The following is a 26,100-nucleotide window of genomic DNA, read 5'->3' as shown; positions in this document are numbered from 1 at the left end:
TTAGAGCGCAACAACGTTCGCTGCCGAGGGACCACGTTGCCCCTGCTCAATAGAAAATTCGACTTTCTGATTTTCATTCAGAGTGCGGAATTCATTGCTCTGGATGGCGGTGAAATGAACGAAGACGTCCTTGCTGCCATCATCAGGAGTGATAAAGCCAAAACCTTTATCTGCGTTAAACCATTTTACTAAACCAGTCATTTTATTAGACATATTTTACTTCCTTCATTTTGGGCCTTTCGGCAAACAGGGCTTTAATACAGAAACTACTTAGTGTTCAGGAGAGAGACTCAAAAGAAGGGGATAATGCCTGATAATGAGAACTGCTTTAGTAAACTACTTTGTATGCTGTCTGTCTTTCAAACCGACGCAGCTATTAACGCATGATACACATAATTAAGCAAATTTATTTTAGCCGTCCGGCGGTCTTAAATATCGCTGGCTTTATTTTTTTAAAACCGTATAGTGCAGCGCAGTATTTTTAGTAAGGAATTTGTTTGTCCCGTAAAATGACAGGAATTGTCAAAACCTTTGATCGCAAAAGCGGCAAAGGATTCATCATCCCCTCCGACGGTCGTAAAGAAGTCCAGGTCCATATTTCCGCATTCAGCCCCCGCGACGCAGAAGTACTTATACCAGGGTTACGCGTAGAGTTTTGCCGCGTTAATGGCCTGCGTGGACCAACAGCGGCAAATGTTTATTTATCCTGATATAAACTGCAGGCCGGAATACGCGCTTCATTCACGATTTGCGTAAAATCCGCCAGTGAACACATGCCCTGCGCGTTTCTTTCTTCACACTCGGCCAACGTCAACTTCACTTCCCCTGGCGGCGTATCAAGCGACAGACGGGCTTTATCACGCATCTGCTGCAAGGTCTGGAATACCAGCGAAACCTGAATCCACTGACTGTTATCACTTAGCCGCCGCCAGCGTTCAAATACCAGTTCACCTCCCGGCGGGGTGTTATCCGGTTGGCCCGGCAGCGTCCAGTTAAGTCCCAGTGCCCCACCTAAATTCGCCAGGTTAGTATCATGCCCGGCAATAAACAGCAGCGAAGTCGGTAGCGTAACACCATAGCTCTGCCTTTGCGGATTATGTGGCGTCAGCGCCGTCAGGAGCAAATCCAACAGGGGCGTGGCACGGCTACGGGCCACTTCTGGGGTACGTTGCAGCAGATAAAACTGCGCATTATGCAGACTCAGCAAGGTGTTCCACTGGTGTGAATCAGTAATTCGTCCCCAACCAGGCTCCGGCATTCCCTGTGCCTGCTGCAGGAGAAATATCTCCGTCAGCATTGATGCCAGACTCACCGCACCGGTTAATGAAACGTTATCGGTACTTACTTTCAGTTCAGACGGCAATACTTGCGTCAATGAACAACTTTCGTCTTGTTTCTCTCGTTTGAGGCACAGACTTGATTGCGGGAAATTAAGCACCCGCTCCAGTTCGTGAAATGCCGTTTGCCGATGATCAGTAAAGTTAGTGATCGAGCCGCCTGCCCTGTTAAGAATAGCTTCAGTCACGTTCGCTTTATCCAGTTGGCAGACACCGGTTTTCAGCGGGTTAAATAGCGGATCGGGACTGGCGGTGTCTGACCGGGTATGTACGGTTATTGCACAATTGGGAGCCAGCCCGGCGGCAAAGGCTTCGCCTGTTTTACGGGTGCGTTCGTCGACATCAGCAATAATCGCCACCTGACCTGTTTTCGGACAGCCATTTTTTGCCAGCAAACCGTCAGTCACCAGACGCTGGCGTTGGTAATGTCCGAGATAAGAGATCAGCTCACCGCCTCGTGGTGTCAGCCACCCCAGTTTCACCGGCCAGCCTGGCCATGTGTCTGGAGTAATTTCCTGCATGAGTTGCGTAGATTTAGTGGGGGCACGCACGCCATGACGGCTGACAATCACCACACTCTCCAATTTCAGTTCCGGCTCACTCTGAGCGTATGCAGGTAGTGGTGTTAACGGAAGCAGAAGAGAAAAAAAGGGGAGCAATATCGCTTTCATCGCCAGGTTTCCGTTTTTCATGTTTCGCATTATTGCCGGATACGACGCTGACGCGTCTTATCCGGCCTATGTTCGTTGTGCGTCAAATCAACCTTTTAGACGCGGTTCCAGCCACACCAACACCACGGTGGAGAGTGAACACATCAACAAAATGCCGACGAACCACAATAAATACCACATTGTTCATCCCTCCTTAGTACAGCTCATGATCGTGATGGCGGAGAGTTTCAGTTGTCATACGCCCCCACATTTTGTAGTAGCTCCACACAGTGTAGAGCAACACAATAGGCAAAAATATCAGCACAATTACTAACATAATGCTCAACGTCAGTTGACTGGAGGTGCTATCCCACAGCGTCAGGCTGGAGATCGGGCTGATGTTCGAAGGCATAACAAATGGAAACAGCGTGATGCCTGCCGTGAAAATCACGCCAAATTGCATCAATGACGCCAGCAGAAATCCCCAACCGGGGCGACCACGATAAATCGCCATCACCGTCAGCAACGGGCAGAAGAAACCCAGCAGCGGGAAGATCCACAATACCGGCGATTCAACAAAATTATTCATCCAGGCACCAGGCAATACCGCAACCAGTTTCATTAACGGATTGGATGGACCGTTAACATCCTGAGCGAGCAATACGAAGCCATCAATACCAACCCACAGCCAGTACCCCGCCAGCAAAAAGCAGAGCATCACCAGCAGAGCCGCGCGTTTGGTCGCCAGTTGCGAACGCAGGTGAATAGCACCGACTGTTTTTAGTTGCAGCCAGACGCCCCCTTGCAAAATCACCATTCCAAGACTGAGCAAACCGCACAGTAGAGGGAATGGCGTCAGTAATTGCCAGAAGCTACCGAGGTACTCCACGCGTAATTGCGGCGTGAAAGCAAACGGCACGCCGAGTAACAAATTGCCAAACGCGATACCGAAGACGACCGGCGGTATCAGACTACCGATGACCAGCCCGGCATCCCACATTTTACGCCAGCGTGCATCCGCGATTTTTCCGCGATAATCAAAGGCCAGCGGGCGGAAGAACAGCGAGCACAGCACCAGGATCATCGCCACATAAAATCCAGAAAACGCAGCGGCGTAAACTCTGGGCCAGGCGGCAAATAATGCCCCTCCCGCGAGGATTAACCAGACCTGGTTGCCTTCCCAGTGTGCGCCAACACTGTTAATCACTATCCGGCGTTCATCATCATCACGCGCCACCAGCGGCAGCAGGCAACCGATCCCCATGTCAAATCCGTCGGAGATCATAAAGACCACCAGAATCACGCCAATCAGTAGCCACCAGATGAAGCGCAATGTTTCATAATCAAACATGATTCTCTCCTTTACCCCTGCTGCTGCGTCGGTTGTTCACTCTGCATCGCGCTTGGCCCCAGACGGGCATATTTCTGCATCAGGTAGACTTCAGCGATTAAGAACAGGGTGTAAAGCCCTACTATCATGATCAGTGAAAAAGCCAGTTGTCCTGTGGTTAAGGCAGAGTGCGCGGAGTATGTTGGCAAAATGTCCTGAATCGCCCACGGCTGACGGCCAAACTCGGTCATAAACCACCCTGCTTCAATGGCAATCCACGGCAGCGGCAAACTCCAGAGCATCATTTTCAGCACCCAACGATGCTGGTCGACTTTGCCGCGCAGCGTCTGAACGAGCGCAATCAGCATTACCAGTAACAACAGCGAACCGCAGCCCACCATGATGCGGAAACTCCAGAACACCGGCGCAACTTGTGGAATAGCACCGCGCATAGCCGCCTGATACTGCGCAGGTGTGACATGATTCATATCCGGCGCATAGCGGGAGAGCAACATGCCATAACCGAGATCGTTTTCCAGCTCATGAAATGCTTGCAGTACATGCGGCTCGCGGTTGCCTTGCGAAATCTCCTGCATCAGCAGCCAGGCCATACGCCCGCGTTGCAATCGTGGATAAGTTTCAGCCATCAAATTTTTCAACCCTGGTACAGGCTTATCTAATGAGTGAGTGGCGAGGATCCCTAACAGCGCAGGGATTTTGATGGCAAAAGCGTTACGCTCTTGATCCTGTTCCGGCCAGGCAATGAGATGGAACGGCGCAGGTGCCGGTTCGGTTTGCCACTCCCCTTCCATTGCCGCCAGTTTTACCGGCTGAACGCGTGCGACTTCATAAGCAGAACTGTCTCCAAGTTGCAGCGCGCCGATTATCGCCAGTGTGCCAAAGACCGAACCGATAGCAAACGAACGTAAAGCGACATCACGCTCCCGTCCGCGCAGTAAGTACCAGGCGCTGATCGCCATAATGAACATCGCCCCGGTCACATAACCAGCCATCACCGTATGGACAAATTTCACCTGGCTGACGGGGTTAAAGACCAGATCGCTGAAACTGGTCATCTCCATACGCAAGGTGTCGATATCGAAATGCGCGCCGGTCGGAAACTGCATCCACCCATTGGCATTCAAAATCCACAATGCGGAGATATTGGAACCAAATGCCACCAGCCAGGTGACCAGCAGGTGCTGGTATTTATTCAGCCGTTGCCAGCCAAAGAAGAACAGACCGACAAAGGTGGATTCGAGGAAGAAGGCCATTAATGCTTCCATCGCCAACGGTGCGCCAAAAATGTCGCCCACATAGTTGGAATAGAATGACCAGTTAGTACCAAACTGAAACTCCATGGTGAGACCAGTAGCCACGCCGAGAGCGAAGTTGATACCGAAGAGCTTACCCCAGAAGCGCGTCATATCGCGGTAGACTGTTTTGCCGGTGACCACGTAAATGGTTTCCATGATAGCCAGCAAAAAAATCAGCCCCAGGGTAAGGGGCACGAACAAAAAGTGGTATAGCGCGGTCAGTGCAAACTGCCAGCGCGACAAATCAATAACATCCCACATGCGAACTCCTGTAGGCGAAGAGAGGGAAATAACCCTTTAATAGTAGATCTCCCTTTTTATCCTTACAGTTTGTAGGTGGTTGTATTCGCTGATTGCGATATTCATAGGACTGAAAGCGATATTTGCCGCCATTTTCACTGTTGCGCGCTTTCTATAAGCCACTGACACACCTCGCCCAACCGCTGCGCGGAGTCCGCCAAATCTTCCGGCGCTGCCAGCACAACTTCCGGTATCGGGCAGATTTCATAACTCTCAAGTAATGGGCCTTTTAACGTATCCATACAGCGTAAATGCCAGACATGTCGCAAACCGGTGGCGTTAATATAGCTCTCGCCATAGCCAATAGTGCGAATCTGGATATTACCCGGCCCGCACAGCCGCGAGAGAAATAACCTGTCAGCCTCGCTGACAGGCAACTGCGTCAGGTTAATACTATGTGGCTGCGCCTCAGGATTACGCACATGCGCCAGCAATTCATGAGCCAGCGGCAGTCCGTTCATCAGACCATCAATGGGCGGTGGTAGCAGCGAATCTGTCGGCAGCGTATTATGCGTTGCCGCCTGCCATAACGGCAGCGGCGCGCAGCCTGTCTCCAGCCGGTCTTCCAGCAACAGCTCACCGCTACGCCTGCGTACTCGCCACAATCCGCAGAAGATCGCCTCCTGAATTTCACTTTCACTGCCGTCAATATGTTGGATGCGCACTGACACTTCCCCTTCTCCGAGAAGCGTATTGATAAAGTGGCGATCATCAGCATTGAGATTTAACAGATCGACGGCCAGCACCTCGCCTAATGGCGGTACGCGTTGCGTTAGTTGATGCTGTAGATCGTTTAACAGCGTAATCACCCGTGGACTATGAGCACACTGCTCCAGTGCCGCCATGCTCGGTTCATCATTCACCTGACAGGTAATTGGCAGCGGATTCATGCTGAAACTGTCATCATCAGGTTGCGTTCCTGGCCCCAGCAGATGGAAAAAAGTCTCACTCATGAATCACATTCCTGTTTTGATTCGACAAGGCCGCGCATCAGGTTTATCAGCTCTGCCCACGGGTGAATGCCATTCAATACGCCGCGATAATGACCATCAGTAAACACTAATGTGGCTGGAAAACGAAAAACACTAAATCTGTCTCCGATGGCTTCACTTTGCTCAAGATCGGCAATTGCCACCTGCCATGCGTAATCTGGAAACTCACGCAGTAGCTCTGCGACCATCACCGGATTATCACTGACTTCAGGAGTACGTTTCGGATCGCTGCTTAACAGCACCACACTATCCGGCGCTTGCATAAGCCACTGATCGAGACGAGGCTCAGTGATCGGCGTCCAGCCACACGCCAGCATACGTTGCCACAACGCACTAAAAGGTGAGTCGTTAATCATCCCTGCTCCTCCAGCGTCATCCGATACTGACGCAAGCGAACACCTTCGTAATTTTCCATCGACAGACAGTCATAATTGAGACAACGCGATTCCTCCGCCCGTTGCGGCACAACTCCCCACGCCGACAGTTGCACCAGCGCCGCCTGTTCCGCTGCAGGCAGTTGCTCCCGCGCAAGCTCGCTAAGGCTACCGCCGTAGTCGTCGAGCATTGCCGGTTGTAACCCGACGAGGGCAATATGTGTTGGCAGATGTCCGCGGATATCTGCCAGCGCTAATACTTCGGAGAAACTGTTCTGGTGCAGGCTCATTTTCTTCGCACTGAGATATGCCGGAATGCGCTCTCCGGCATATGTTCGTAGTGTTCCAGGTTCCAGCCCGTAATCAATAGCATCGAGAATCAACAGATGGCTGGCGTTTTCAACATACCCCAGCAGGTTCAGCCCCTGAGTACCACCATCGACAATCTCCACGTTTTCGGGCCAGTGATAATGGGCATACAGCCGTTCCGCCACCCGCACACCGAAACCTTCATCGGCCCACAGCAGGTTGCCCAACCCCATTACCACTACACGTTGCTCGCTCATGAACGCTCCTTGTCGCTGCTCATTTTTCCAAATTTGTGGCTACGGTAGCCGTTCACCATCGTGGAGATCACCGTGTCGTCGGACATGATGTCTTCACGCAGCGCCATATAAACATGACCAATCACAAATGCGCCAATCAACCACATGCCCAGCCGATGCCAGCTATGAATGTCCAGCGAGTTGCCGCCCGTCCAGTAGAAAAATTCCACTACATAACGAAACGGCGCAAAAATGGCGTACTGGCTGTGTTCGCTATACAGCGCAAAACCGGTGACGATCATAAAAACAGACATCAGGAAATAGCCGAACATCGCAGCCTGCGCGATGGGGTTATGGCCAATGTCAGCGCTCGGGCGTTTTGCCAGAAACAGATACCAGCGGATTTCGTACCACACGCCCAGCCACCAGCTTTTGCGCCATACCGGCACGATGAAAAGCTCGCGTGAGTAGCGATTGCCGACAAACGCCCAGTAGATCCGCATCAGCAAGACGACGGTAAAAATCATCCCGGCGCTGAAGTGTATTAGCCTGATGTAGCCCATATAGAACAGATACGTCGCCTCACCACTGACTGAAGGCAGCGGCTTGCCGATAAAGTAGCCGGTGACCATCAATACCGCCATGCACAGCACCGTCAGCCAGTGCCATATCCGCACGGGCGCTTCAAAGACATAGTGGCTGATAACGTTGTCGCTTTTCTCTTGCATGATGATTCTCCTTCGCTGTTAGCGCACCTGCACGGAGATCAGTTCGCTACCGTCGTCGCCCAGCACATGCGTTGAACAGGCGAGGCACGGGTCGAAGCTGTGCAGGGTACGCAGGATCTCCAGCGGTTGCTCGGGGATCGCCATTTTGGTGTTCATCAGTGCGGCTTCATAAGCACCAATTTGCCCTTTGGGATCGCGCGGGCTGGCGTTCCAGGTGGTCGGCACCACACACTGGTAGAGATCGATTTTGCCATCGCGAATAGCGGCCCAGTGACCTAAAGCCCCACGCGGTGCTTCAGTAAAGCCGACGCCACGGCACACTTTCGGCCAGGTCGCAGGCTCCCATTTTTCGGTGGAGGCGGTGGCAAGATTGCCGTTTTTCAGGTTGGTCATTAACTTGTTGAAAAAGTACTGTAACTTACTTGCAGCCCACTGAGCTTCATGGGCGCGGCACAGAATGCGGCCTAACGTCGACTGGATGCCAGAAAGCGGCAGGTTCAGCGCCGACATCATCCGATCAACCGACTCAACGGTCGCAGCATCGCCTTTGTGGTAAGCGATTAACGTGCGAGCCAGCGGCCCTACTTCCATCGCGTGACCGCGCCAGCGTGGCGCTTTGATCCACGAGTAGCGCTCCTGTTCATTCAGTTGTTGAATGTTTGTATCGCTGCCTTTAACGTCGCCGGGGTTGTACCACGGGTCGGTGATACCATCGAACGGATGACGCCCGACCTGATCGTCGGGATAACGATACCAGGCGTGATCGACAAATTCCTGCACCTGCTGCGGATCAACTAAATCCACTGGCAGTACGTTTTTGAAATCGCCATTGATCACCGCACCGCCAGGCATCAGCAGACTTTTCTCGCCAAAGTCGTTAGCGATATCCGGGAACGCACCGTAGCTGAGGACGCATTTATCAGAAAGGCCAGTGCCGATTTCACTCCACGGTTTGTTGAACTGGCCGATGGCTAAGGCGTCGGGGATCATCACGTTATTAATGAAGTCCGCCGTGCGGGTAATGATCGACTGCACCAGGTTCAGGCGCTCCATATTAACCGCCCCGACCGCACCGCTTTCGTCGATATTTATGGCACAAGGCATCCCGCCGACAATCCAGTTGGGATGCGGGTTTTTACCGCCAAAGACCGCGTGGATTTTGACGATCTCACGCTGGAAATCGAGAGCTTCGAGATAGTGAGCAAAGCCCATCAGGTTGGCTTCTGGTGGCAGTTTGTACTGCGGGTGCCCCCAGTAGCCGTTGCGGAAGATCCCTAACTGCCCGCCTTCGACAAATTTCTTCAGTCGATTTTGCACATCAAAGAAGTAACCTGGGGAAGACTTCGGCCACGAGGAGAGGCTTTGCGCCAGTTCGGAAGTTTTACGCGGGTCGGCTTGCAGCGCGTTAAGTACGTCGATCCAGTCCATTCCGGCGAGCTGATAAAAGTGCACCAGATGGTCGTGGCACCAGAGCGTCGCCAGCATAATGTTGCGAATGATATTGGCGTTATCCGGCACTTTGATGCCAATAGCATCTTCAATGGCGTAAACCGAAGCCAGGGCGTGTACGCCGGTGCAGACGCCGCAGATACGTTCAACGAACGCCCACGCATCACGCGGATCACGGCCTTGCAAAATGATCTCCAGCCCGCGAAACATCGTGCCGCAGGAGACAGCATTGGTGATCACATTCTGATCGTTAATATTCACTTCACAGCGCATATGACCTTCGATACGCGTGATCGGGTCGACCACCAGGCGACGTCCGGCATTATTGATGGTGTATCCCTGAGTTTCGTACTGAGTGCTCATGCCTGTTTATCCTCGTTGCCTGGCTGTTGTTCGGTCTCTGCTGGTTGCTGGTTATGACGTCTGCGCTGGTCAATCGCGCTGGCGACTGCATGTACGCCAACAGCCGCAGCCACGACGCCAAGCGCGGTTAAGCCCACGGTATCAGCGGTAGAGTGCGTTCCCATCTGCGGAATATCGACCACGCGGCTGTAGAATGAGCCGCGATCCCAGAAACCATTTTCAGAACAGCCCAGGCAACCGTGACCGGACTGGATCGGGAAGGAGACGCCATCATTCCAACGGGTTGAGGAGCAGGCGTTATAGGTGGTTGGCCCTTTACACCCCATTTTGTACAGGCAGTAACCTTTGCGAGCGGCGTCATCGTCCCAACTCTGGACAAACTCACCAGCGTCAAAGTGGGCGCGGCGATAGCATTTATCGTGGATACGTTGACCGTAGAACATCAGTGGACGCCCCATTCTGTCGACATCTGGCAGGCGATCAAACGTCACCATATAAGTAATGATGGCGCTCATCACATCCGGGATCGGCGGGCAACCAGGGACTTTAATGATTGGTTTGTCGGTAATGACTTTATCGATAGGCGTTGCCTGCGTCGGATTGGGGCGAGCGGCTTGTACGCAGCCCCAGGATGCGCAGGTTCCCCAGGCAATAATTGCGCTGGCCCCCGCGGCGGCACGTTTGAGTTTCTCAATAAACGGCCGACCGCTGCTGATACAAAACATCCCCTGCTCGCCCAGCGGCGGGTTACCTTCTACTGCAAGGATATATTTGCCGTTGTATTGCGTGATGATATCTTCAAAGACTTCCTCCGCCTGAGTACCAGCGGCAGCCATTAAGGTATCGTCGTAGTCGAGAGAAATAAGGGAAAGAATGACATCCTTCGCCAGCGGATGAGCAGAACGGATAAAAGATTCGGTGCAGCAGGTACATTCCAGACCGTGGATCCACACTACCGGAATACGCGGTTTATTCTCCAGCGCCCAGGCAATCTTCGGTGCCATCCCCGCGCCTAATCCCAGCGAGGTGGCAGCCAGACTGCAATATTTAAGAAAACTCCGCCGGGTAACCCCCTGACGTCGCATAGCCTGGTAAAAGGTTTCCTCATTATTCATATCGCACGTCTCTTCTCCTTGCGACACCGACTGAAGTGCCGGGCGCTTTTGGTCGGCAAGCGACGTCCCTGTAGCAAGGTAAACTATCGCTTCACGAGAGAGACAGAAAACGAAAGCTCATCCTTCTGCACTGGCGCACGTCGCCAGAAAGTATTGTTAATAAAGCGTAGTGAACGTTTTGCACAAAACAATACAAAGTGTGTGGATTTATCTTTTAGCGATAAAAATGGATCTTATTTTCCTAAAAGCCTGACGCAGGAAGATTACGAGTGGTTTTTATGGCGACGAAACACCCAAATTGCTGTTATTTCACGCAAACAACCCCAATTTGTTTGTTTTTCAGGCAAACAAACAAATTGGGGGTTTACACGACGCATCGGGATGTTTATAGTTCGCGTCATTCCGGAAGTGTGGCCGAGCGGTTGAAGGCACCGGTCTTGAAAACCGGCGACCCGAAAGGGTTCCAGAGTTCGAATCTCTGCGCTTCCGCCAAATAAGATAAGGGGTTAGCTAAATGCTAACCCCTTTTTCTTTTACCTGTCAAAATCACCATGCCGTTATACCATTCCCAATGGTTAAACTCGTCTTTGCTAAATCTGTTCCAGATCAAATGCGTAAAGATGGGTAAAACCTCTGGGTAGCTTTCGGCAATATCATTATGCTGCTTTATTAATTACACCTGTCATAGAGAGTGACTCCATGGATCGTATAGTTAGTTCTTCACATGACCGTACATCACTACTTAGCACCCATAAGGTGCTGCGTAATACCTATTTTCTGCTGAGCCTGACGCTGGCCTTTTCGGCAATTACCGCGACGGCCAGTACGGTTCTGATGCTGCCATCTCCGGGCCTGATTCTGACGTTGGTAGGGATGTATGGTCTGATGTTCCTGACCTATAAAACTGCCAACAAACCAACCGGGATTATCTCCGCGTTCGCCTTTACCGGTTTTCTCGGTTATATCCTCGGCCCGATTCTGAACACTTACCTGTCTGCCGGAATGGGCGACGTAATCGCTATGGCGCTGGGCGGCACAGCATTAGTGTTCTTCTGCTGCTCTGCGTATGTGCTTACCACCCGCAAAGACATGTCTTTCCTCGGCGGTATGCTGATGGCCGGTATTGTGGTGGTGTTGATTGGAATGGTAGCGAATATCTTCCTGCAACTGCCTGCCCTGCATCTGGCAATCAGTGCGGTATTCATTCTGATCTCCTCTGGCGCGATTCTGTTTGAAACCAGCAACATCATTCATGGCGGTGAAACGAACTACATTCGTGCCACGGTGAGTCTGTATGTGTCGCTGTACAACATCTTCGTGAGCCTGTTGAGCATTCTTGGCTTCGCCAGCCGCGATTAATCTCGCCCGATACCACTTACAGAGCCTCGCTTTATGCGGGGCTTTGTTTTTTGCTACACTGCAGCCAGTCTGACTAAGGTAGTAAATGAATATGTTGATCTTCGAAGGTAAAGAGATAGAGACCGATACCGAAGGCTATCTCAAAGAGAGTAGCCTGTGGAGCGAACCTCTGGCAGCCGTGATTGCCGAAAAGGAAGGGATTACGCTGTCGCCTGAACACTGGGAAGTAGTGCGCTTTGTGCGTGACTTCTACCTGGAATTTAATACGTCTCCGGCGATTCGTATGCTGGTAAAAGCGATGGCGAATAAGTTTGGCGAAGAAAAAGGTAACAGCCGCTATCTGTACCGACTGTTCCCGAAAGGCCCGGCAAAGCAAGCCACCAAAATTGCCGGCCTGCCGAAACCCGTGAAATGCATTTAACGGATACGAAAATCCGTTAATTCGCCAGAAGGATGATGCGGTTCGCTAATCACCCGTTCCACGCGGGCTGAACGCGGACCGCCGCTCTTTAACCACTGCATTAATTTTTCCACCTGCCCTTCATCACCACAGGCAACCACTTCCACGCTGCCATCATCAAGATTTTTTGCGTAGCCGGTTAACCCTAGCCTTTTCGCTTCGTACTGAGTGGTATAACGAAACCCTACCCCCTGAACTCGCCCATAAACCCAGGCAATTATGCATACTTTCGACATCACCGCTCTCCTTATCCTTAATGGACGCGTTGCAAATCCATGGAAAACTCCGGACAATGACGCCCATTTCTTTGCATCGACAGAATAGTAAATTATGAGTGTACGTTTAGTGTTAGCCAAAGGGCGCGAAAAATCATTACTTCGTCGCCATCCGTGGGTCTTTTCCGGTGCCGTCGCACGTATGGAAGGTAAAGCCAGCCTCGGTGAAACCATCGATATTGTTGATCATCAGGGAAAATGGTTAGCACGCGGCGCTTATTCGCCAGCGTCGCAAATCCGCGCTCGTGTCTGGACGTTTGATCCGTCAGAATCCATCGACATTGCCTTTTTCACCCGCCGCTTACAACAGGCGCAAAAGTGGCGCGACTGGCTGGCGAAAAAAGATGGTCTCGATAGCTATCGTTTAATCGCCGGTGAGTCTGACGGCCTGCCGGGTATTACTATTGATCGTTTCGGCAATTTTCTGGTGCTGCAACTGCTGAGTGCAGGCGCGGAGTATCAGCGCGCAGCATTAATCAGCGCCCTACAAACGCTCTATCCGGAATGCGCGATTTACGATCGTAGCGACGTGGCAGTACGTAAAAAAGAGGGGATGGAGCTGACCCAGGGGCCAGTAACCGGCGAGCTGCCACCTGCCCTGCTGCCTATTGAAGAACATGGCATGAAGCTACTGGTGGACATTCAACACGGGCACAAAACGGGCTACTACCTGGACCAGCGTGACAGTCGCCTGGCAACACGCCGCTATGTAGAAAATAAACGCGTGCTGAACTGCTTCTCTTATACCGGTGGATTCGCAGTATCGGCATTGATGGGCGGTTGTAGCCAGGTGGTCAGTGTCGATACTTCACAGGAAGCACTGGATATCGCACGGAAAAACGTTGAGCTAAACAAACTCGATTTGAGCAAAGCTGAGTTTGTGCGCGATGACGTCTTTAAATTACTGCGCACCTACCGCGATCGCGGTGAAAAATTTGACATTATCGTGATGGACCCGCCGAAGTTTGTTGAGAACAAAAGTCAGCTAATGGGCGCGTGCCGCGGCTATAAAGACATCAACATGCTGGCAATTCAGTTATTGAATGAGGGCGGTGTTCTTCTGACTTTCTCCTGTTCTGGCCTGATGACCAGCGATTTATTTCAGAAAATCATCGCTGATGCCGCAATTGATGCCGGTCGTGATATACAATTTATAGAGCAGTTCCGTCAGGCAGCCGATCATCCGGTGATCGCTACCTACCCGGAAGGGCTATATCTGAAAGGGTTTGCCTGTCGCGTCATGTAACTTGAAATGTGGAATTCTGTCCTTATATCAAAGGTGAAGATTTCCCGGGAGGTGACTATGATTGCCAGCAAATTCGGTATCGGCCAGCAGGTCCGCCATTCCCTGTTAGGTTATCTCGGAGTGGTCGTGGATATCGACCCGGTTTATTCGCTCTCTGAACCGTCACCTGATGAGCTGGCGGTGAACGATGAGCTTCGCGCCGCTCCGTGGTATCACGTGGTGATGGAGGATGACAACGGCCTACCGGTTCATACCTACCTGGCTGAAGCCCAGCTAAGTAGCGAATTGCAGGATGAACATCCAGAGCAGCCGTCAATGGATGAGCTGGCGCAGACGATCCGCAAGCAACTCCAGGCACCGCGTCTGCGTAACTAATCCCCATAAAATCCCCGGAAGGTTTTTGCCTTCCGGGGATTTTTTTATTTAGCCAGCCCCAGACGAGGGATCTCAATGGCCGGGCAACGATCCATTACCACATTTAACCCAGCTTCCCGCGCCAGTACCGCAGCTTGCTCATTAATCACCCCTAGCTGCATCCATAAGGTTTTCGCACCGATGGCGATAGCTTCCTGTGCTACATCCCACGCAGCTTCTGAATTACGGAAGACATCTACCATATCTACTTTTTCCGGAACTTCCGCCAGAGTACCGTAACCCTGCTGGCCCAGCAGCGTTTTACCGGCGACTTTTGGTGAGACAGGAATGACGTGATAGCCCTGATCAAGCAGATATTTCATTACGCGATAACTTGGACGGTCAGGTTTATCACTTGCCCCTACCAGCGCAATGGTGTGAGTGGACGTTAAAATGGCTGCAATATCGGTTTCTTTCATCATTTCCTCCAGACTATTTACCAAAGTGTACGACAATACCGACATACCAACCATGCAGCTAATACGAATGTATGAGAGCAAAAGATGGAAATATGTCTATATGTTAGTAAGTATGATTAAAGAAAAATTTTGATACATTATTATTCGGGCGGTCATTAGACAGGAGCTATCTATGAAAACCGGCATTTTGACCACCTTGATTGTATTATGTTTGCCGGTGACCGTTTTTGCCACCACGCTGCGGCTGTCCAGCGACGTTGACCTTCTGGTGCTCGACGGCAAGAAAGTTTCCAGTTCTCTGCTGCGCGGCGCGGACAGCATTGAACTGGATAACGGCCCGCATCAATTAGTGTTTCGCGTCGAGAAAACCATCAACCTTTCTGGTAATGAAGAACGTCTGTATATCTCCCCACCTCTGGTCGTCAGTTTTAATACCCAACTTATCAGCCAGGTGAATTTTCGCCTGCCCCGTCTGGAGAATGAACGGGAAGCGACCCATTTTGATGCCACTCCGCGCCTTGAATTGTTAGATGGCGATGCGACGCCGATCCCGGTAAAGCTGGATATTCTGGCGATTACCTCAACCGCAAAAACGATTGATTATGAAGGAGAGGTTGAACGCTATAACAAATCTGCGAAGCGCGCCTCGCTTCCGCAATTTGCCACCATGATGGCAGATGACAGTACACTGCTTTCTGGCGTTTCCGAACTGGATGCGATTCCACCGCAATCTCAGGTGCTCACTGAACAACGACTGAAGTATTGGTTTAAGCTGGCTGATCCACAAACGCGAAATACCTTCCTGCAATGGGCGGAAAAACAACCATCTTCCTGATATTTTTGTGCCTGCGCGCAGGCTTTTTCGGTCTTTATCTTGCAGCGGTAAGTGCTTACAGTAATCTGTAGGAAAGCTAACTACGGATGTAAATTATGGAACTGACGACTCGCACTTTACCTGCGCGGAAACATATTGCGCTGGTGGCACACGATCACTGCAAACAAACGCTGATGAGCTGGGTGGGGCGGCATCAACCGCTTCTGGAGCAGCACGAGCTTTATGCAACGGGCACCACGGGTAACTTAATTTCCCGCGCAACAGGAATGAACGTTAATGCCATGCTAAGTGGCCCAATGGGCGGTGACCAGCAGGTCGGCGCATTAATTTCTGAAGGGAAAATTGATGTGCTGATTTTCTTCTGGGATCCGTTAAACGCCGTGCCGCACGATCCCGATGTGAAAGCATTGCTACGTCTGGCGACAGTGTGGAACATTCCGGTCGCTACCAACGTAGCAACGGCAGATTTCATCATCCAGTCGCCGCATTTCAACGACGCCGTGGATATTCTGATCCCGGATTATCAGCGTTATCTCGCGGAACGCCTGAAATAATATTGCACAGGTGGCAAATGCCACCTGTTTCTTACGGTTTTCTCGCCACCGGAACATCCAGTTTTTTCAGGACTTCGACAAAGGGAGAAGGATTCTCTTTGTTGAACAATGCCCATACCCGATACCTTGCACGAGTCAGCGCAACGTACATTAACCGCCGTTCTTCGGCGTCAGGGAAATCTTCCACTGGCGGCAATAGCGCCTCTTCCATAATCGACTCACGCGCCGCAGCCGGGAAGCCATCACTCCCCTCCTGCAAACCAACAATGATGACGTAATCCGCCTGTTGCCCTTTGCTGGCATGAATCGTCATAAAGTCAATTTGCAACTTCGGCCAGCGCGTCGCCGCTTTTTCCAGACTGACGGGTTTCAAATGATGGTAACGCGCCAGCACCAGAATGCGCTCTTCCGGTTTGGCATAACCAGACAGTTTATCCAGCAAAGCATCAAGCTGGCTCTCTTCCAGCAGAGTAACGGCTTTTTTGTCGCCATTGGTTAAACTGTTTAGCGGCTTTTTCAGTTGACTGGGGTTTTGCTGGATAAAGCGATTCGCCACCTCCCCGATACGGCTGTTGAAACGATAAGTAGTATCTAAATCACAGCGATCGCCTTCACCGAAGTTTTCATGGAAAGCCGTGGTGAGCGACATTTGCGCCCCGCTGAAGCGGTAAATGGCCTGCCAATCATCGCCAACGGCGAACAACGTCGTCTGACTGTTTTGCTTGCGTAATGCCGCTAACAAAGCGGCGCGCTGCGGTGAGATATCCTGAAACTCATCGACCAGAATATGTTTCCACGGGCTGATAAAGCGGCCTTTCTCAAGGATTACAATGGCCTGATGAATCAAACCGGAAAAATCAACGGCATTTTCTGCCTTCAGTGCGCTTTTCCACGCCTTCAACAAGGGAGCCATCAACTTGATGCGTTTACTGAACAAGTCACGAATTTCCTCGGGCGCGCTGGCAATCATTTCAGCCTGTGCACCACCGTGCATCCGCATCAGGTTTACCCAGCGATCGAGGCGAGATGCGAGACGACGCTGCAATTTTTCATCATCCCAGAAGTTACCTTCTGGCACTGACCACTGCATTTCTTCCGTCAGCCATTGCCGCCAGCCCTTCGCCTGCGCTTTCTTCTCGCTGCATTGCTTGCGCCACTCAGCAATAAAGAGTTCATGACGGGCAGTAGTATCATTTTCCAGGTTGCTGACTGTCGGTACTTTTTTGCTACCTTGCTGAATAATATGCAGCGCCAGTGAATGAAACGTGCGTGCGGTAATGTCTTCAGTATGGAGCCGTTCGCGAATACGCTCATCCATCTCTTCAGCCGCTTTTCGGCCAAACGCCAGCAATAAGATTTGCTCAGGAGACGCTTCGCCGCGCGCCAGCAACCAGCCGGCTCGCGCTACCAGCACGGACGTTTTTCCGCTTCCTGCGCCAGCAAGTACTAATAACGAATGCTCGCCATTGACAACTGCACGAGCCTGCGCCGGATTAAGTGGTGAAGACTCAACCTGACGGAAAAAATCCGCATACTTATTGAGCATGATTTCGGTGTACGCCTGATTATGCTGCAACCGACTGCCTTCAATATCTTTCAGCCAGGCCTGACATTTGTGCCACGCTTCACGACAGTTATCGAATTCGTCTAGCCGGTTGACCGGCAACGGTAACGCCGACAAAGCCTGGCGAATTTGTTGCTGTACGCCAGAAGTTTGCTCCCGCGTCAGCCATTTATTGTCGCCGGTGCGCGTGGCAATCAAATCGAGTTGCTGCTGTAAGACGCCGGCCGCAATTTCGCTCATCTCCTCGCTCCACCGCCGCCAGTGAGCATCAAGATGATGGTGAAAACGCTGTGTCTCAGCCCATTCGGTGCCGTGCAGACGCACTACTTTTTCATCAGGCAACACAAATTCCAGCTCGCCCCACACCAGACCGCGCTTACAGTGAATCGCCAGTAATTGATTGAAAGGAATGAGATATTCGTGACGATCGCCGGAAACTTTTATCCCGGCATTGAGGATCACCGCCCGATCGTAAGGGTGCTGTGCCAGACGCTTGCCAAGAGTTGTCGCTTTCAGTTCCATGTCTCTGTAGATCCACACGATGTTATTTCTTATCAGTGTAACCGTCAGAGAAAACGTGCTCCAGCCCAAAAAAACGTTACAATTGCCGCCCATTACTGAAAACCACAGTAAAGCGAGGTTTTATGCGTACCGTTTTGAACATTCTGAACTTTGTCCTGGGCGGATTCGCCACTACCCTGGCCTGGTTGTTAGCGACCCTTGTCAGTATTGTGCTGATTTTTACCTTACCGCTGACTCGTTCCTGCTGGGAAATCACTAAACTTTCGTTGTTGCCCTACGGCAATGAAGCTATTCATGTCGATGAACTGAATCCGGCGGGTAAAAATGTGTTGCTCAACACGGGCGGCACCGTACTGAATATTTTCTGGCTGATTTTCTTCGGCTGGTGGTTATGCTTAATGCATATTGCTTCTGGTATTGCGCAATGCCTCACCATCATCGGTATTCCTGTCGGCATTGCGAACTTTAAAATTGCCGCTATTGCACTGTGGCCGGTAGGTCGCCGCGTAGTTTCTGTGGAAACAGCTCAAGCTGCGCGTGAAGCGAATGCGCGCCGCCGTTTCGAATAATCTAATTTTATGGCCTTTATGCTAAGCCCTTTGCTCAAACGCTATACCTGGAACAGCGCCTGGCTGTATTACGCCCGCATTTTTATCGCACTTTGCGGTACTACTGCGTTTCCGTGGTGGCTGGGTGATGTAAAACTGACGATTCCGCTGACACTCGGAATGGTTGCGGCGGCATTGACCGATCTCGATGACCGGCTGGCGGGACGTCTGCGTAACCTCATCATTACGCTGTTCTGCTTTTTTATCGCTTCGGCCTCGGTAGAACTGTTGTTCCCGTGGCCCTGGTTGTTTGCCATTGGCTTAACGCTCTCCACCAGCGGCTTCATTTTGCTCGGCGGACTGGGGCAACGCTACGCGACTATCGCTTTTGGCGCGTTGTTGATAGCCATTTACACCATGCTGGGAACATCTCTGTATGAGCACTGGTATCAACAGCCTATGTATCTGCTTGCAGGAGCCGTCTGGTACAACATCCTGACGCTTATCGGCCATCTGCTGTTCCCTGTCCGCCCATTGCAGGACAATCTGGCGCGTTGCTATGAACAACTGGCACGTTATCTGGAACTGAAATCACGCATGTTCGATCCCGATATAGAAGACGAAAGCCAGGCGCCGCTCTACGAACTGGCTCTCGCCAACGGGCAACTAATGGCGACGCTGAACCAGACGAAGCTCTCATTGCTGACTCGCTTACGCGGCGATCGTGGTCAACGGGGAACGCGTCGCACATTACATTACTACTTTGTGGCGCAAGATATCCACGAGCGTGCCAGCTCTTCTCATATTCAATATCAAACGTTGCGGGAACATTTTCGCCACAGCGACGTGCTGTTCCGTTTCCAGCGGCTGATGTCAATGCAGGGACAAGCTTGCCAGCAACTGTCACGCTGTATTTTTCTGCGTCAGCCTTACCAACACGACTCGCATTTTGAACGCGCCTTCACTCACATTGACGCAGCGCTTGAGCGGATGCGCGATAACGGTGCGCCGATTGATTTGCTAAAAACGTTGGGATTTCTGCTGACAAACTTACGCGCCATTGATGCTCAACTGGCGACGATTGAATCAGAGCAAGCTCAGGCGATGCCGCATAACGATACTGAAAGCCAACTTGCCGACGACAGCCCACACGGATTAAGTGATATCTGGCTGCGCCTTAGCCGTAACTTTACGCCGGAATCCGCCCTCTTCCGCCACGCGGTAAGGATGTCACTGGTGTTGTGCGTCGGCTACGCCATCATTCAGATAACCGGGATGCATCACGGTTACTGGATCTTGCTGACCAGCCTGTTTGTTTGCCAGCCAAACTATAACGCCACGCGCCACCGCCTGAAGTTAAGGATTATTGGTACGTTGGTGGGTATTGCGATTGGTATTCCAGTGCTGTGGTTTGTTCCATCACTGGAAGGGCAATTGGTGCTCCTGGTCATTACCGGCGTGCTCTTTTTCGCCTTCCGTAACGTGCAATACGCTCATGCAACGATGTTCATTACGCTGTTGGTGCTGCTGTGCTTCAATCTGCTGGGTGAGGGTTTTGAAGTGGCGCTGCCACGCGTAATCGATACGCTAATCGGGTGTGCCATAGCATGGGCAGCGGTAAGTTACATCTGGCCAGACTGGCGTTTCCGCAATCTGCCCAGGATGCTTGAACGCGCGACCGAGGCCAACTGCCGCTATCTCGATGCCATTCTCGAGCAATATCATCAGGGACGTGATAACCGTCTGGCGTACCGTATTGCCCGCCGCGATGCCCACAACCGCGATGCAGAGCTGGCTTCAGTAGTGTCGAATATGTCCAGCGAACCGAACGTTACACCGCAAATTCGCGAAGACGCGTTCCGGTTACTGTGTCTCAACCATACATTCACCAGCTACATCTCAGCCCTCGGCGCACACCGTGAGCAGTTAACTAATCCTGAAATTCTGGCGTTTCTTGATGATGCTGTTTGCTACGTTGATGACGCGCTACATCATCAACCTGCCGATGAAGAACGTGTCAATCAGGCATTAGCAGACCTGAAACAACGGATGCAGCAACTTGAGCCGCGAGCAGACAGCAAGGAGCCTCTGGTTGTACAACAAATCGGGTTATTGATTGCATTACTGCCAGAAATTGGCCGCCTGCAGCACAGGATTACTCAAGTTCCACAGGAAACTCCTGCTTTGGCGTAATAGAATCAGCCCATTCAGCAAGCTCCTGGCGGCGTGCCACCGGGAGCGCTGCTTCATGAATACCGATAATTGCGCCTTCAAGCATAAACAAGATCTTTTCTGTCACCAGACTATTTTGCTGCCGCAGCCGCAACCAACACATTTTCGCCCCAAGTATACGTAACGCCCGTACATCCTTAATCCCCACTTCCCCGAGAATCGCTTCCAGATGAAAAGACATATTGGGCAAATCTTTCAGTCTTTCCCGGGTATTACGTGTAGTTTTCTCTTTAAGCGCTGCGTCGAGAGAATATTTTGACAGACGTACCAGCTTCAGTTGATTTCGCCATAAACTTTCATCAACCCGATAGTAATTGAGGGTAACGAACCGTCCACACTTTTTATATGTCAGCCAGACTGGCGGATGTTTTACACAGTATTGTGCGCTTTGCTCACAAGCCCGAAGATACAACTCACCATCAGAAACTACCGCAAATACCGTGTCGTCAACGGTCAGACTGTAACTACCAAACAATGATCGGTATTCAATTGTGCCCAACGTTGCCAGGTATTTCTGTGACTTATAGATCCGCTTATAGGAGAGGCTTTTCATAAAATTCCTTTTAAAATCATAATATAAAAGAATGATTCACATTAACGGATCCGTTAAATACGAAAATAGGCAACTTATTCTCAAGGGGCAAGATTAATTTATGTTTTCCAGCCACCAACGACAAAATTTGCGAGGCACTTTCCGAAAATAGGGTTGATCTTTGTTGTCACCGGATGTACTGTATATCCATACAGTAACTCACAGGGCTGGATTGATTATGTACACTTCAGGCTATGCACATCGTTCTTCGTTGTTCTCATCCGCAACAAGCAAAATCGCGCGTGTCTCTACGGAAAACACTACAGCTGGGCTAATTAGTGAAGTTGTCTATCGCGAAGATCAGCCCATGATGACGCAACTCTTGCTTTTGCCATTATTACAACAACTCGGCCAACAATCGCGTTGGCAGTTATGGTTAACGCCACAACAAAAATTGAGTCGTGAATGGGTTCAGGCTGCTGGACTACCTTTAACGAAAGTGATGCAGATCAACCAGCTTTCCCCTTGCCACACAGTGGAATCAATGGTTCGCGCATTACGCACAGGAAATTACAGCGTGGTGATCGGTTGGTTAGCAGATGATCTGACAGAAGAAGAACATGCTGAACTTGTGGATGCCGCCAATGAAGGTAACGCAATGGGGTTCATTATGCGTCCAGTAAGCGCATCCTCTCACGCCACGAGACAACTTTCCGGGTTAAAAATTCACTCTAATTTGTATCATTAAGTAAATTTAGGATTAATCCTGGAACTTTTTTTACCGTCCGGCTGATGATTTCACTCATGGCTCATTTTCCCTGCGGAGGCTTGTCTGAAGCGGTTTCCGCGATTTTATGCTGTAAATTATCGTTAACAAAAAAGGTTAAACGTACCTTATACAAATCTTTTTTTTCATATGCCTGACGGAGTTCACACTTGTAAGTTTTCAACTACGTTGTAGACTTTACATCGCCAGGGGTGCTCGGCATAAGCCGAAGATATCGGTAGAGTTAATATTGAGCAGATCCCCGGTGAAGGATTTAACCGTGTTATCTCGTTGGAGATATTCATGGCGTATTTTGGATGATAACGAGGCGCAAAAAATGAAAAAGACAGCTATCGCGATTGCAGTGGCACTGGCTGGTTTCGCTACCGTAGCGCAGGCCGCTCCGAAAGATAACACCTGGTACACTGGTGCTAAACTGGGCTGGTCCCAGTACCATGACACTGGTTTCATTCCTAACAATGGTCCGACCCACGAAAACCAACTGGGTGCAGGTGCTTTTGGTGGTTACCAGGTTAACCCGTATGTTGGCTTTGAAATGGGTTACGACTGGTTAGGTCGTATGCCGTACAAAGGCGACAACATCAATGGCGCATACAAAGCTCAGGGCGTTCAACTGACCGCTAAACTGGGTTACCCAATCACTGACGATCTGGACATCTACACTCGTCTGGGTGGTATGGTATGGCGTGCGGACACCAAGGCTAACGTACCTGGTGGCGCATCCTATAAAGACCACGACACCGGAGTTTCCCCGGTATTCGCAGGTGGTGTTGAGTACGCGATCACTCCTGAAATCGCTACCCGTCTGGAATACCAGTGGACCAACAACATCGGTGACGCACACACCATCGGCACTCGTCCGGACAACGGCCTGCTGAGCCTGGGTGTTTCCTACCGTTTCGGTCAGGGCGAAGCAGCTCCAGTAGTTGCTCCGGCTCCAGCTCCGGCACCGGAAGTACAGACCAAGCACTTCACTCTGAAGTCTGACGTTCTGTTCAACTTCAACAAAGCAACCCTGAAACCGGAAGGTCAGGCTGCTCTGGATCAGCTGTACAGCCAACTGAGCAACCTGGATCCGAAAGACGGTTCCGTAGTTGTTCTGGGTTACACTGACCGCATCGGTTCTGACGCTTACAACCAGGCTCTGTCCGAGCGTCGTGCTCAGTCCGTCGTTGATTACCTGATCTCTAAAGGTATCCCGTCTGACAAAATCTCTGCACGTGGTATGGGCGAATCCAACCCGGTTACCGGCAACACCTGTGACAACGTGAAACAGCGCGCTGCACTGATCGACTGCCTGGCTCCGGATCGTCGCGTAGAGATCGAAGTTAAAGGTATCAAAGACGTTGTAACTCAGCCGCAGGCTTAAGTTCTCGTCTGATAAAAAACCCCGCTTCACGCGGGGTTTTTTTCGTCTTCAGTAAAGTAAATAATCTTTGCAAGTTATTCCTTACCCAGCAAGGCCTGCAAATCCTGCTTCAAAGAAGACATTTTATTCGCATATTTTTCTTTGTTTTCTGCATCTTCAATTAGCTGGACAATCGTTTCGGAAAGCGTTTTACCGCGACGCTGCGCAAGACCTGCCAGCCGTTGCCAGACAATAAATTCCAGATCAATTGATTTCTTACGTGTGTACTGATGTTCCGCATTAAAATGGCGTTTCCGTCTGGCCCGAATGGTCTGCTTCATGCGATTGACCAGCTCCGGATTCATATGCTTTTCAATCCAGCCATTAACATGCACGGGTTCATTTTCCAGCGATAGCAACACGTCAACGGCTTCCTGGGCGGCACTGGCTTCCAGGTAACGGGTGATTAACTCCCCTTCACGGTGTTTCTTCACCAGATACTTCCATTTCCAACCGCTTTCCAGATTTTCAAGTTGTTGATATTTCATAGCGATCTCAATGTTACCCTGTAACTCTTTACAGAATATCAGTTTTTTAACTGTGTGATGAAAAGAATCTCGCATCCTGTGATGCTTTAGCGTGAATGCCTGGTCTTTTGTCAGCGCTTTCCACGTGTGCTGAAGTGTCGGTTACGGTATAATCGCATCTTTGACAACAGACTAAAAAACATCAACTTTGACCATTACGAAACTTGCATGGCGTGACTTAGTCCCTGATACCGAAAGCTATCAGGAAGTATTTGCACAGCCACATTTGATTGACGAAAACGAGCCTTTATTCAGTGACATTCAACCGCGGCTGCAATTTGCGCTGGAACAGTTACTGCACGCCCGAGCATCATCCTCTTTTATGCTGGCGAAAGCCCCGGAAGAGTCCGAGTATCTGAATTTCATTGCCGATGCCGCAAGCACGCTACAAAGCGATGCAGGCCAACTGATGGGCGGTCACTATGAGATTTCCGGCCACACCATTCGCTTACGTAATGCCGTTAGCGCAAATGATAATTTCGCAACACTAACGCAAGTCGTCATTGCTGACTGGGTGGAAGCGGAACAACTCTTTGGCTGCCTTCGCCAGTTTAATGGCGACATTACCTTGCAACCAGGGCTGGTGCATCAGGCAAATGGCGGTATTTTAATCATCTCCTTGCGTACACTGCTGGCACAACCTCTGCTGTGGATGCGGCTGAAAAATATCGTCAAGCGCGAACGTTTTGACTGGGTAGCGTTTGATGAGTCGCGCCCCCTCCCTGTCTCTGTTCCTTCAATACCGCTGAAGCTTAAAGTCATTCTGGTCGGTGAACGCGAGTCATTGGCTGATTTTCAGGAGATGGAGCCGGAACTGTCTGAGCAGGCTATTTATAGTGAATTTGAAGATACCCTCCAGATTGTCGATGCGGGATCAGTAAGCCAGTGGTGTCGGTGGGTTACGTTTATCGCCCGACATAACCAGTTACCTGCGCCTGGTGCCGATGCCTGGCCTGTGCTTATCCGCGAAGCCACCCGCTACACAGGTGATCAAGAAACTCTGCCGCTTGGACCGCAGTGGATCCTGCGCCAGTGTAAAGAAGTCGCATCCTTATGCGAAGGCGATAGCTTTACCGGCGAGCAGCTAAACTTGATGCTACAACAGCGGGAATGGCGCGAAGGATTCCTTGCCGAACGGATGCAGGATGAGATCCTTCAGGAGCAGATCCTGATCGAAACCGAAGGTGAACGCGTTGGGCAGATTAACGCTCTTTCGGTTATCGAATTTCCGGGCCATCCGCGCGCTTTTGGCGAACCTTCTCGTATTAGCTGTGTTGTGCATATAGGCGACGGCGAATTTACCGATATCGAACGCAAAGCCGAGCTTGGCGGCAACATACACGCTAAAGGGATGATGATCATGCAGGCGTTCCTGATGTCGGAACTGCAGCTCGAGCAACAGATCCCTTTCTCGGCATCACTGACTTTTGAGCAGTCATATAGCGAAGTGGATGGCGATAGCGCCTCAATGGCTGAACTCTGCGCCCTGATAAGCGCCCTTGCCGATGTACCGGTGAATCAGAGTATCGCTATCACAGGTTCGGTGGATCAATTCGGTCGCGCCCAGCCAGTCGGCGGTTTAAATGAGAAAATTGAAGGTTTCTTCGCTATCTGCCAACAGCGTGAGTTAAGTGGTAAACAAGGCGTGATTATCCCTACGGCTAACGTTCGCCATTTGAGTCTTCACAGCGAACTGGTGAAGGCGGTTGAGGAAGGCAAATTCACAATCTGGGCAGTGGACGATGTCACTGATGCACTGCCTTTATTATTAAATCTGATGTGGGATGGCGAAGGTCAGACGACGTTGATGCAGACCATACAGGAGCGTATTGCGCAAGCATCGCAACAGGAAGGTCGTCACCGTTTTCCGTGGCCATTACGTTGGCTGAACTGGTTTATTCCGAACTGATCGGACTTGT

The 26,100-nt window shown here is 51.0% G+C and carries 28 protein-coding genes and 1 tRNA gene; 13 read left to right on the top strand and 16 right to left on the bottom strand.

Annotated elements, in window-relative coordinates; all coding sequences use genetic code 11:
* On the bottom strand, positions 1–213 hold the full coding sequence (cspG, locus tag A1SC_RS19545; protein WP_000066492.1) for a cold shock protein CspG: 213 nt from the start codon (positions 211–213) through the stop codon (positions 1–3).
* 284 nt (positions 214–497) lie between these two features.
* On the opposite strand from cspG, the gene cspH reads away from it, so the two are divergent.
* Complete coding sequence (gene cspH / locus A1SC_RS0121085) at positions 498–710, top strand: cold shock-like protein CspH (RefSeq protein WP_000087760.1); 213 nt, start codon at positions 498–500, stop codon at positions 708–710.
* On the opposite strand, the gene A1SC_RS19550 is transcribed toward cspH, so the two are convergent.
* The 10 genes from A1SC_RS19550 to hyaA all read right to left on the bottom strand — a co-directional run bounded on the left by A1SC_RS19550 (position 698) and on the right by hyaA (position 10,499).
* Positions 698–2,008, bottom strand: coding sequence for an AppA family phytase/histidine-type acid phosphatase (locus tag A1SC_RS19550; RefSeq protein ID WP_016261890.1), 1,311 nt, complete (start codon positions 2,006–2,008; stop codon positions 698–700). The two genes, cspH and A1SC_RS19550, sit on opposite strands and share 13 nt — an antisense overlap.
* A gap of 87 nt (positions 2,009–2,095) precedes the next feature.
* Positions 2,096–2,188 carry a cytochrome bd-II oxidase subunit CbdX gene (gene cbdX, locus A1SC_RS19555; protein ID WP_000270307.1) on the bottom strand — a complete coding sequence of 31 codons (93 nt, stop codon included), beginning with the start codon at positions 2,186–2,188 and terminating at the stop codon, positions 2,096–2,098.
* A gap of 13 nt (positions 2,189–2,201) precedes the next feature.
* Positions 2,202–3,338, bottom strand: a complete 1,137-nt coding sequence (gene appB / locus A1SC_RS19560; protein WP_016261889.1) for a cytochrome d ubiquinol oxidase subunit II — start codon at positions 3,336–3,338, stop codon at positions 2,202–2,204.
* 11 nt (positions 3,339–3,349) lie between these two features.
* A complete protein-coding gene (appC, locus tag A1SC_RS19565) occupies positions 3,350–4,894 on the bottom strand; it encodes a cytochrome bd-II oxidase subunit 1 (RefSeq protein ID WP_016261888.1) in 1,545 nt (514 codons plus the stop codon).
* Between the two features lie 134 nt (positions 4,895–5,028).
* On the bottom strand, positions 5,029–5,886 hold the full coding sequence (locus tag A1SC_RS19570) for a hydrogenase expression/formation protein (RefSeq protein ID WP_000004881.1): 858 nt from the start codon (positions 5,884–5,886) through the stop codon (positions 5,029–5,031).
* Complete coding sequence (hyaE, locus tag A1SC_RS19575) at positions 5,883–6,281, bottom strand: hydrogenase-1 operon protein HyaE (protein ID WP_016261887.1); 399 nt, start codon at positions 6,279–6,281, stop codon at positions 5,883–5,885. The genes A1SC_RS19570 and hyaE overlap by 4 nt, the downstream gene beginning before the upstream one ends.
* Positions 6,278–6,865 (bottom strand): hydrogenase 1 maturation protease, encoded by a 588-nt coding sequence (gene hyaD / locus A1SC_RS19580; protein ID WP_000003648.1) that lies wholly within the window; start codon positions 6,863–6,865, stop codon positions 6,278–6,280. Before hyaD ends, hyaE begins: the two co-directional genes overlap by 4 nt.
* Positions 6,862–7,572 carry a Ni/Fe-hydrogenase b-type cytochrome subunit gene (gene hyaC / locus A1SC_RS19585; protein WP_001156752.1) on the bottom strand — a complete coding sequence of 237 codons (711 nt, stop codon included), beginning with the start codon at positions 7,570–7,572 and terminating at the stop codon, positions 6,862–6,864. Before hyaC ends, hyaD begins: the two co-directional genes overlap by 4 nt.
* A gap of 18 nt (positions 7,573–7,590) precedes the next feature.
* Complete coding sequence (hyaB, locus tag A1SC_RS19590; protein ID WP_001516140.1) at positions 7,591–9,384, bottom strand: Ni/Fe-hydrogenase large subunit; 1,794 nt, start codon at positions 9,382–9,384, stop codon at positions 7,591–7,593.
* The gene (gene hyaA / locus A1SC_RS19595; RefSeq protein ID WP_001516139.1) at positions 9,381–10,499 is read right to left on the bottom strand and encodes a hydrogenase 1 small subunit; all 1,119 of its coding nucleotides are present in this window, start codon (positions 10,497–10,499) and stop codon (positions 9,381–9,383) included. Before hyaA ends, hyaB begins: the two co-directional genes overlap by 4 nt.
* Positions 10,500–10,903: 404 nt before the next feature.
* Between hyaA and A1SC_RS19600 the strand changes: the two genes are divergently transcribed.
* The 3 genes from A1SC_RS19600 to tusE all read left to right on the top strand — a co-directional run bounded on the left by A1SC_RS19600 (position 10,904) and on the right by tusE (position 12,279).
* A tRNA-Ser gene (locus A1SC_RS19600) sits at positions 10,904–10,991 on the top strand.
* A gap of 207 nt (positions 10,992–11,198) precedes the next feature.
* Positions 11,199–11,858, top strand: a complete 660-nt coding sequence (gene yccA, locus A1SC_RS19605; protein WP_000375136.1) for an FtsH protease modulator YccA — start codon at positions 11,199–11,201, stop codon at positions 11,856–11,858.
* Between the two features lie 91 nt (positions 11,859–11,949).
* Positions 11,950–12,279, top strand: coding sequence for a sulfurtransferase TusE (gene tusE, locus A1SC_RS19610; protein ID WP_010376933.1), 330 nt, complete (start codon positions 11,950–11,952; stop codon positions 12,277–12,279).
* Here tusE and yccX read toward each other — a convergent pair.
* The gene (gene yccX / locus A1SC_RS19615) at positions 12,276–12,554 is read right to left on the bottom strand and encodes an acylphosphatase (protein ID WP_001516138.1); all 279 of its coding nucleotides are present in this window, start codon (positions 12,552–12,554) and stop codon (positions 12,276–12,278) included. The genes tusE and yccX overlap by 4 nt on opposite strands.
* Before the next feature lie 94 nt (positions 12,555–12,648).
* On the opposite strand from yccX, the gene rlmI reads away from it, so the two are divergent.
* A complete protein-coding gene (gene rlmI, locus A1SC_RS19620; protein WP_032141256.1) occupies positions 12,649–13,839 on the top strand; it encodes a 23S rRNA (cytosine(1962)-C(5))-methyltransferase RlmI in 1,191 nt (396 codons plus the stop codon).
* A 57-nt stretch (positions 13,840–13,896) separates the two neighbouring features.
* Positions 13,897–14,214: a heat shock protein HspQ gene (hspQ, locus tag A1SC_RS19625; protein WP_001295356.1), complete on the top strand. Its 318-nt coding sequence runs from the start codon at positions 13,897–13,899 to the stop codon at positions 14,212–14,214.
* 44 nt (positions 14,215–14,258) lie between these two features.
* Here hspQ and A1SC_RS19630 read toward each other — a convergent pair whose 3' ends face one another.
* On the bottom strand, positions 14,259–14,672 hold the full coding sequence (locus tag A1SC_RS19630; RefSeq protein WP_001516136.1) for a CoA-binding protein: 414 nt from the start codon (positions 14,670–14,672) through the stop codon (positions 14,259–14,261).
* 172 nt (positions 14,673–14,844) lie between these two features.
* Between A1SC_RS19630 and A1SC_RS19635 the strand changes: the two genes are divergently transcribed.
* Entirely contained in the window at positions 14,845–15,507 is a 663-nt protein-coding gene (locus A1SC_RS19635) for a DUF2057 family protein (RefSeq protein WP_000847778.1), read from the top strand.
* Between the two features lie 95 nt (positions 15,508–15,602).
* On the top strand, positions 15,603–16,061 hold the full coding sequence (mgsA, locus tag A1SC_RS19640) for a methylglyoxal synthase (protein ID WP_001516135.1): 459 nt from the start codon (positions 15,603–15,605) through the stop codon (positions 16,059–16,061).
* 31 nt (positions 16,062–16,092) lie between these two features.
* Here mgsA and helD read toward each other — a convergent pair whose 3' ends face one another.
* Entirely contained in the window at positions 16,093–18,147 is a 2,055-nt protein-coding gene (helD, locus tag A1SC_RS19645) for a DNA helicase IV (protein WP_001516134.1), read from the bottom strand.
* Positions 18,148–18,269: 122 nt separating this feature from the next.
* Between helD and A1SC_RS19650 the strand changes: the two genes are divergently transcribed.
* Together A1SC_RS19650 and yccS are read left to right on the top strand one after the other, a co-directional pair.
* Positions 18,270–18,716 carry a YccF domain-containing protein gene (locus tag A1SC_RS19650; RefSeq protein ID WP_001261229.1) on the top strand — a complete coding sequence of 149 codons (447 nt, stop codon included), beginning with the start codon at positions 18,270–18,272 and terminating at the stop codon, positions 18,714–18,716.
* 9 nt (positions 18,717–18,725) lie between these two features.
* On the top strand, positions 18,726–20,888 hold the full coding sequence (yccS, locus tag A1SC_RS19655; protein WP_016261885.1) for a YccS family putative transporter: 2,163 nt from the start codon (positions 18,726–18,728) through the stop codon (positions 20,886–20,888).
* On the opposite strand, the gene sxy is transcribed toward yccS, so the two are convergent.
* The gene (gene sxy / locus A1SC_RS19660; RefSeq protein WP_016261884.1) at positions 20,851–21,480 is read right to left on the bottom strand and encodes a CRP-S regulon transcriptional coactivator Sxy; all 630 of its coding nucleotides are present in this window, start codon (positions 21,478–21,480) and stop codon (positions 20,851–20,853) included. The two genes, yccS and sxy, sit on opposite strands and share 38 nt — an antisense overlap.
* Positions 21,481–21,697: 217 nt before the next feature.
* On the opposite strand from sxy, the gene sulA reads away from it, so the two are divergent.
* Together sulA and ompA are read left to right on the top strand one after the other, a co-directional pair.
* Positions 21,698–22,207, top strand: a complete 510-nt coding sequence (gene sulA / locus A1SC_RS19665; RefSeq protein ID WP_000288698.1) for an SOS-induced cell division inhibitor SulA — start codon at positions 21,698–21,700, stop codon at positions 22,205–22,207.
* A gap of 355 nt (positions 22,208–22,562) precedes the next feature.
* Positions 22,563–23,615, top strand: coding sequence for a porin OmpA (gene ompA, locus A1SC_RS19670; protein ID WP_001516132.1), 1,053 nt, complete (start codon positions 22,563–22,565; stop codon positions 23,613–23,615).
* A 74-nt stretch (positions 23,616–23,689) separates the two neighbouring features.
* Here the strand turns inward: ompA and matP are convergent, their stop codons facing one another.
* A complete protein-coding gene (matP, locus tag A1SC_RS19675; protein WP_001516131.1) occupies positions 23,690–24,142 on the bottom strand; it encodes a macrodomain Ter protein MatP in 453 nt (150 codons plus the stop codon).
* A gap of 187 nt (positions 24,143–24,329) precedes the next feature.
* Between matP and A1SC_RS19680 the strand changes: the two genes are divergently transcribed.
* Positions 24,330–26,090 (top strand): AAA family ATPase, encoded by a 1,761-nt coding sequence (locus tag A1SC_RS19680; protein WP_000156540.1) that lies wholly within the window; start codon positions 24,330–24,332, stop codon positions 26,088–26,090.
* The last annotated feature ends 10 nt before the right edge of the window (positions 26,091–26,100 follow it).

It is taken from the genome of Escherichia sp. KTE52 (assembly GCF_000408325.1).
GTDB lineage: Bacteria > Pseudomonadota > Gammaproteobacteria > Enterobacterales > Enterobacteriaceae > Escherichia > Escherichia marmotae.
This window is presented reverse-complemented; position numbering and strand designations above follow the sequence as displayed.

What these genes read in the sequence shown, in the direction of transcription:
- cspG (WP_000066492.1), bottom strand. Translation starts at nt 213, where the DNA reads ATGTCTAATAAAATGACTGGTTTAGTAAAATGGTTTAACGCAGATAAA.
- yccX (WP_001516138.1), bottom strand. Translation starts at nt 12,554, where the DNA reads ATGTCGAAAGTATGCATAATTGCCTGGGTTTATGGGCGAGTTCAGGGG.
- rlmI (WP_032141256.1), top strand. Translation starts at nt 12,649, where the DNA reads ATGAGTGTACGTTTAGTGTTAGCCAAAGGGCGCGAAAAATCATTACTT.
- matP (WP_001516131.1), bottom strand. Translation starts at nt 24,142, where the DNA reads ATGAAATATCAACAACTTGAAAATCTGGAAAGCGGTTGGAAATGGAAG.
- appC (WP_016261888.1), bottom strand. Translation starts at nt 4,894, where the DNA reads ATGTGGGATGTTATTGATTTGTCGCGCTGGCAGTTTGCACTGACCGCG.
- yccA (WP_000375136.1), top strand. Translation starts at nt 11,199, where the DNA reads ATGGATCGTATAGTTAGTTCTTCACATGACCGTACATCACTACTTAGC.
- hyaE (WP_016261887.1), bottom strand. Translation starts at nt 6,281, where the DNA reads ATGATTAACGACTCACCTTTTAGTGCGTTGTGGCAACGTATGCTGGCG.
- A1SC_RS19570 (WP_000004881.1), bottom strand. Translation starts at nt 5,886, where the DNA reads ATGAGTGAGACTTTTTTCCATCTGCTGGGGCCAGGAACGCAACCTGAT.
- ompA (WP_001516132.1), top strand. Translation starts at nt 22,563, where the DNA reads ATGAAAAAGACAGCTATCGCGATTGCAGTGGCACTGGCTGGTTTCGCT.
- A1SC_RS19630 (WP_001516136.1), bottom strand. Translation starts at nt 14,672, where the DNA reads ATGAAAGAAACCGATATTGCAGCCATTTTAACGTCCACTCACACCATT.
- hyaD (WP_000003648.1), bottom strand. Translation starts at nt 6,865, where the DNA reads ATGAGCGAGCAACGTGTAGTGGTAATGGGGTTGGGCAACCTGCTGTGG.
- hyaB (WP_001516140.1), bottom strand. Translation starts at nt 9,384, where the DNA reads ATGAGCACTCAGTACGAAACTCAGGGATACACCATCAATAATGCCGGA.
- mgsA (WP_001516135.1), top strand. Translation starts at nt 15,603, where the DNA reads ATGGAACTGACGACTCGCACTTTACCTGCGCGGAAACATATTGCGCTG.
- tusE (WP_010376933.1), top strand. Translation starts at nt 11,950, where the DNA reads ATGTTGATCTTCGAAGGTAAAGAGATAGAGACCGATACCGAAGGCTAT.
- hyaA (WP_001516139.1), bottom strand. Translation starts at nt 10,499, where the DNA reads ATGAATAATGAGGAAACCTTTTACCAGGCTATGCGACGTCAGGGGGTT.
- A1SC_RS19550 (WP_016261890.1), bottom strand. Translation starts at nt 2,008, where the DNA reads ATGAAAGCGATATTGCTCCCCTTTTTTTCTCTTCTGCTTCCGTTAACA.
- helD (WP_001516134.1), bottom strand. Translation starts at nt 18,147, where the DNA reads ATGGAACTGAAAGCGACAACTCTTGGCAAGCGTCTGGCACAGCACCCT.
- A1SC_RS19635 (WP_000847778.1), top strand. Translation starts at nt 14,845, where the DNA reads ATGAAAACCGGCATTTTGACCACCTTGATTGTATTATGTTTGCCGGTG.
- yccS (WP_016261885.1), top strand. Translation starts at nt 18,726, where the DNA reads ATGGCCTTTATGCTAAGCCCTTTGCTCAAACGCTATACCTGGAACAGC.
- A1SC_RS19650 (WP_001261229.1), top strand. Translation starts at nt 18,270, where the DNA reads ATGCGTACCGTTTTGAACATTCTGAACTTTGTCCTGGGCGGATTCGCC.
- hyaC (WP_001156752.1), bottom strand. Translation starts at nt 7,572, where the DNA reads ATGCAAGAGAAAAGCGACAACGTTATCAGCCACTATGTCTTTGAAGCG.
- cbdX (WP_000270307.1), bottom strand. Translation starts at nt 2,188, where the DNA reads ATGTGGTATTTATTGTGGTTCGTCGGCATTTTGTTGATGTGTTCACTC.
- sulA (WP_000288698.1), top strand. Translation starts at nt 21,698, where the DNA reads ATGTACACTTCAGGCTATGCACATCGTTCTTCGTTGTTCTCATCCGCA.
- hspQ (WP_001295356.1), top strand. Translation starts at nt 13,897, where the DNA reads ATGATTGCCAGCAAATTCGGTATCGGCCAGCAGGTCCGCCATTCCCTG.
- sxy (WP_016261884.1), bottom strand. Translation starts at nt 21,480, where the DNA reads ATGAAAAGCCTCTCCTATAAGCGGATCTATAAGTCACAGAAATACCTG.
- appB (WP_016261889.1), bottom strand. Translation starts at nt 3,338, where the DNA reads ATGTTTGATTATGAAACATTGCGCTTCATCTGGTGGCTACTGATTGGC.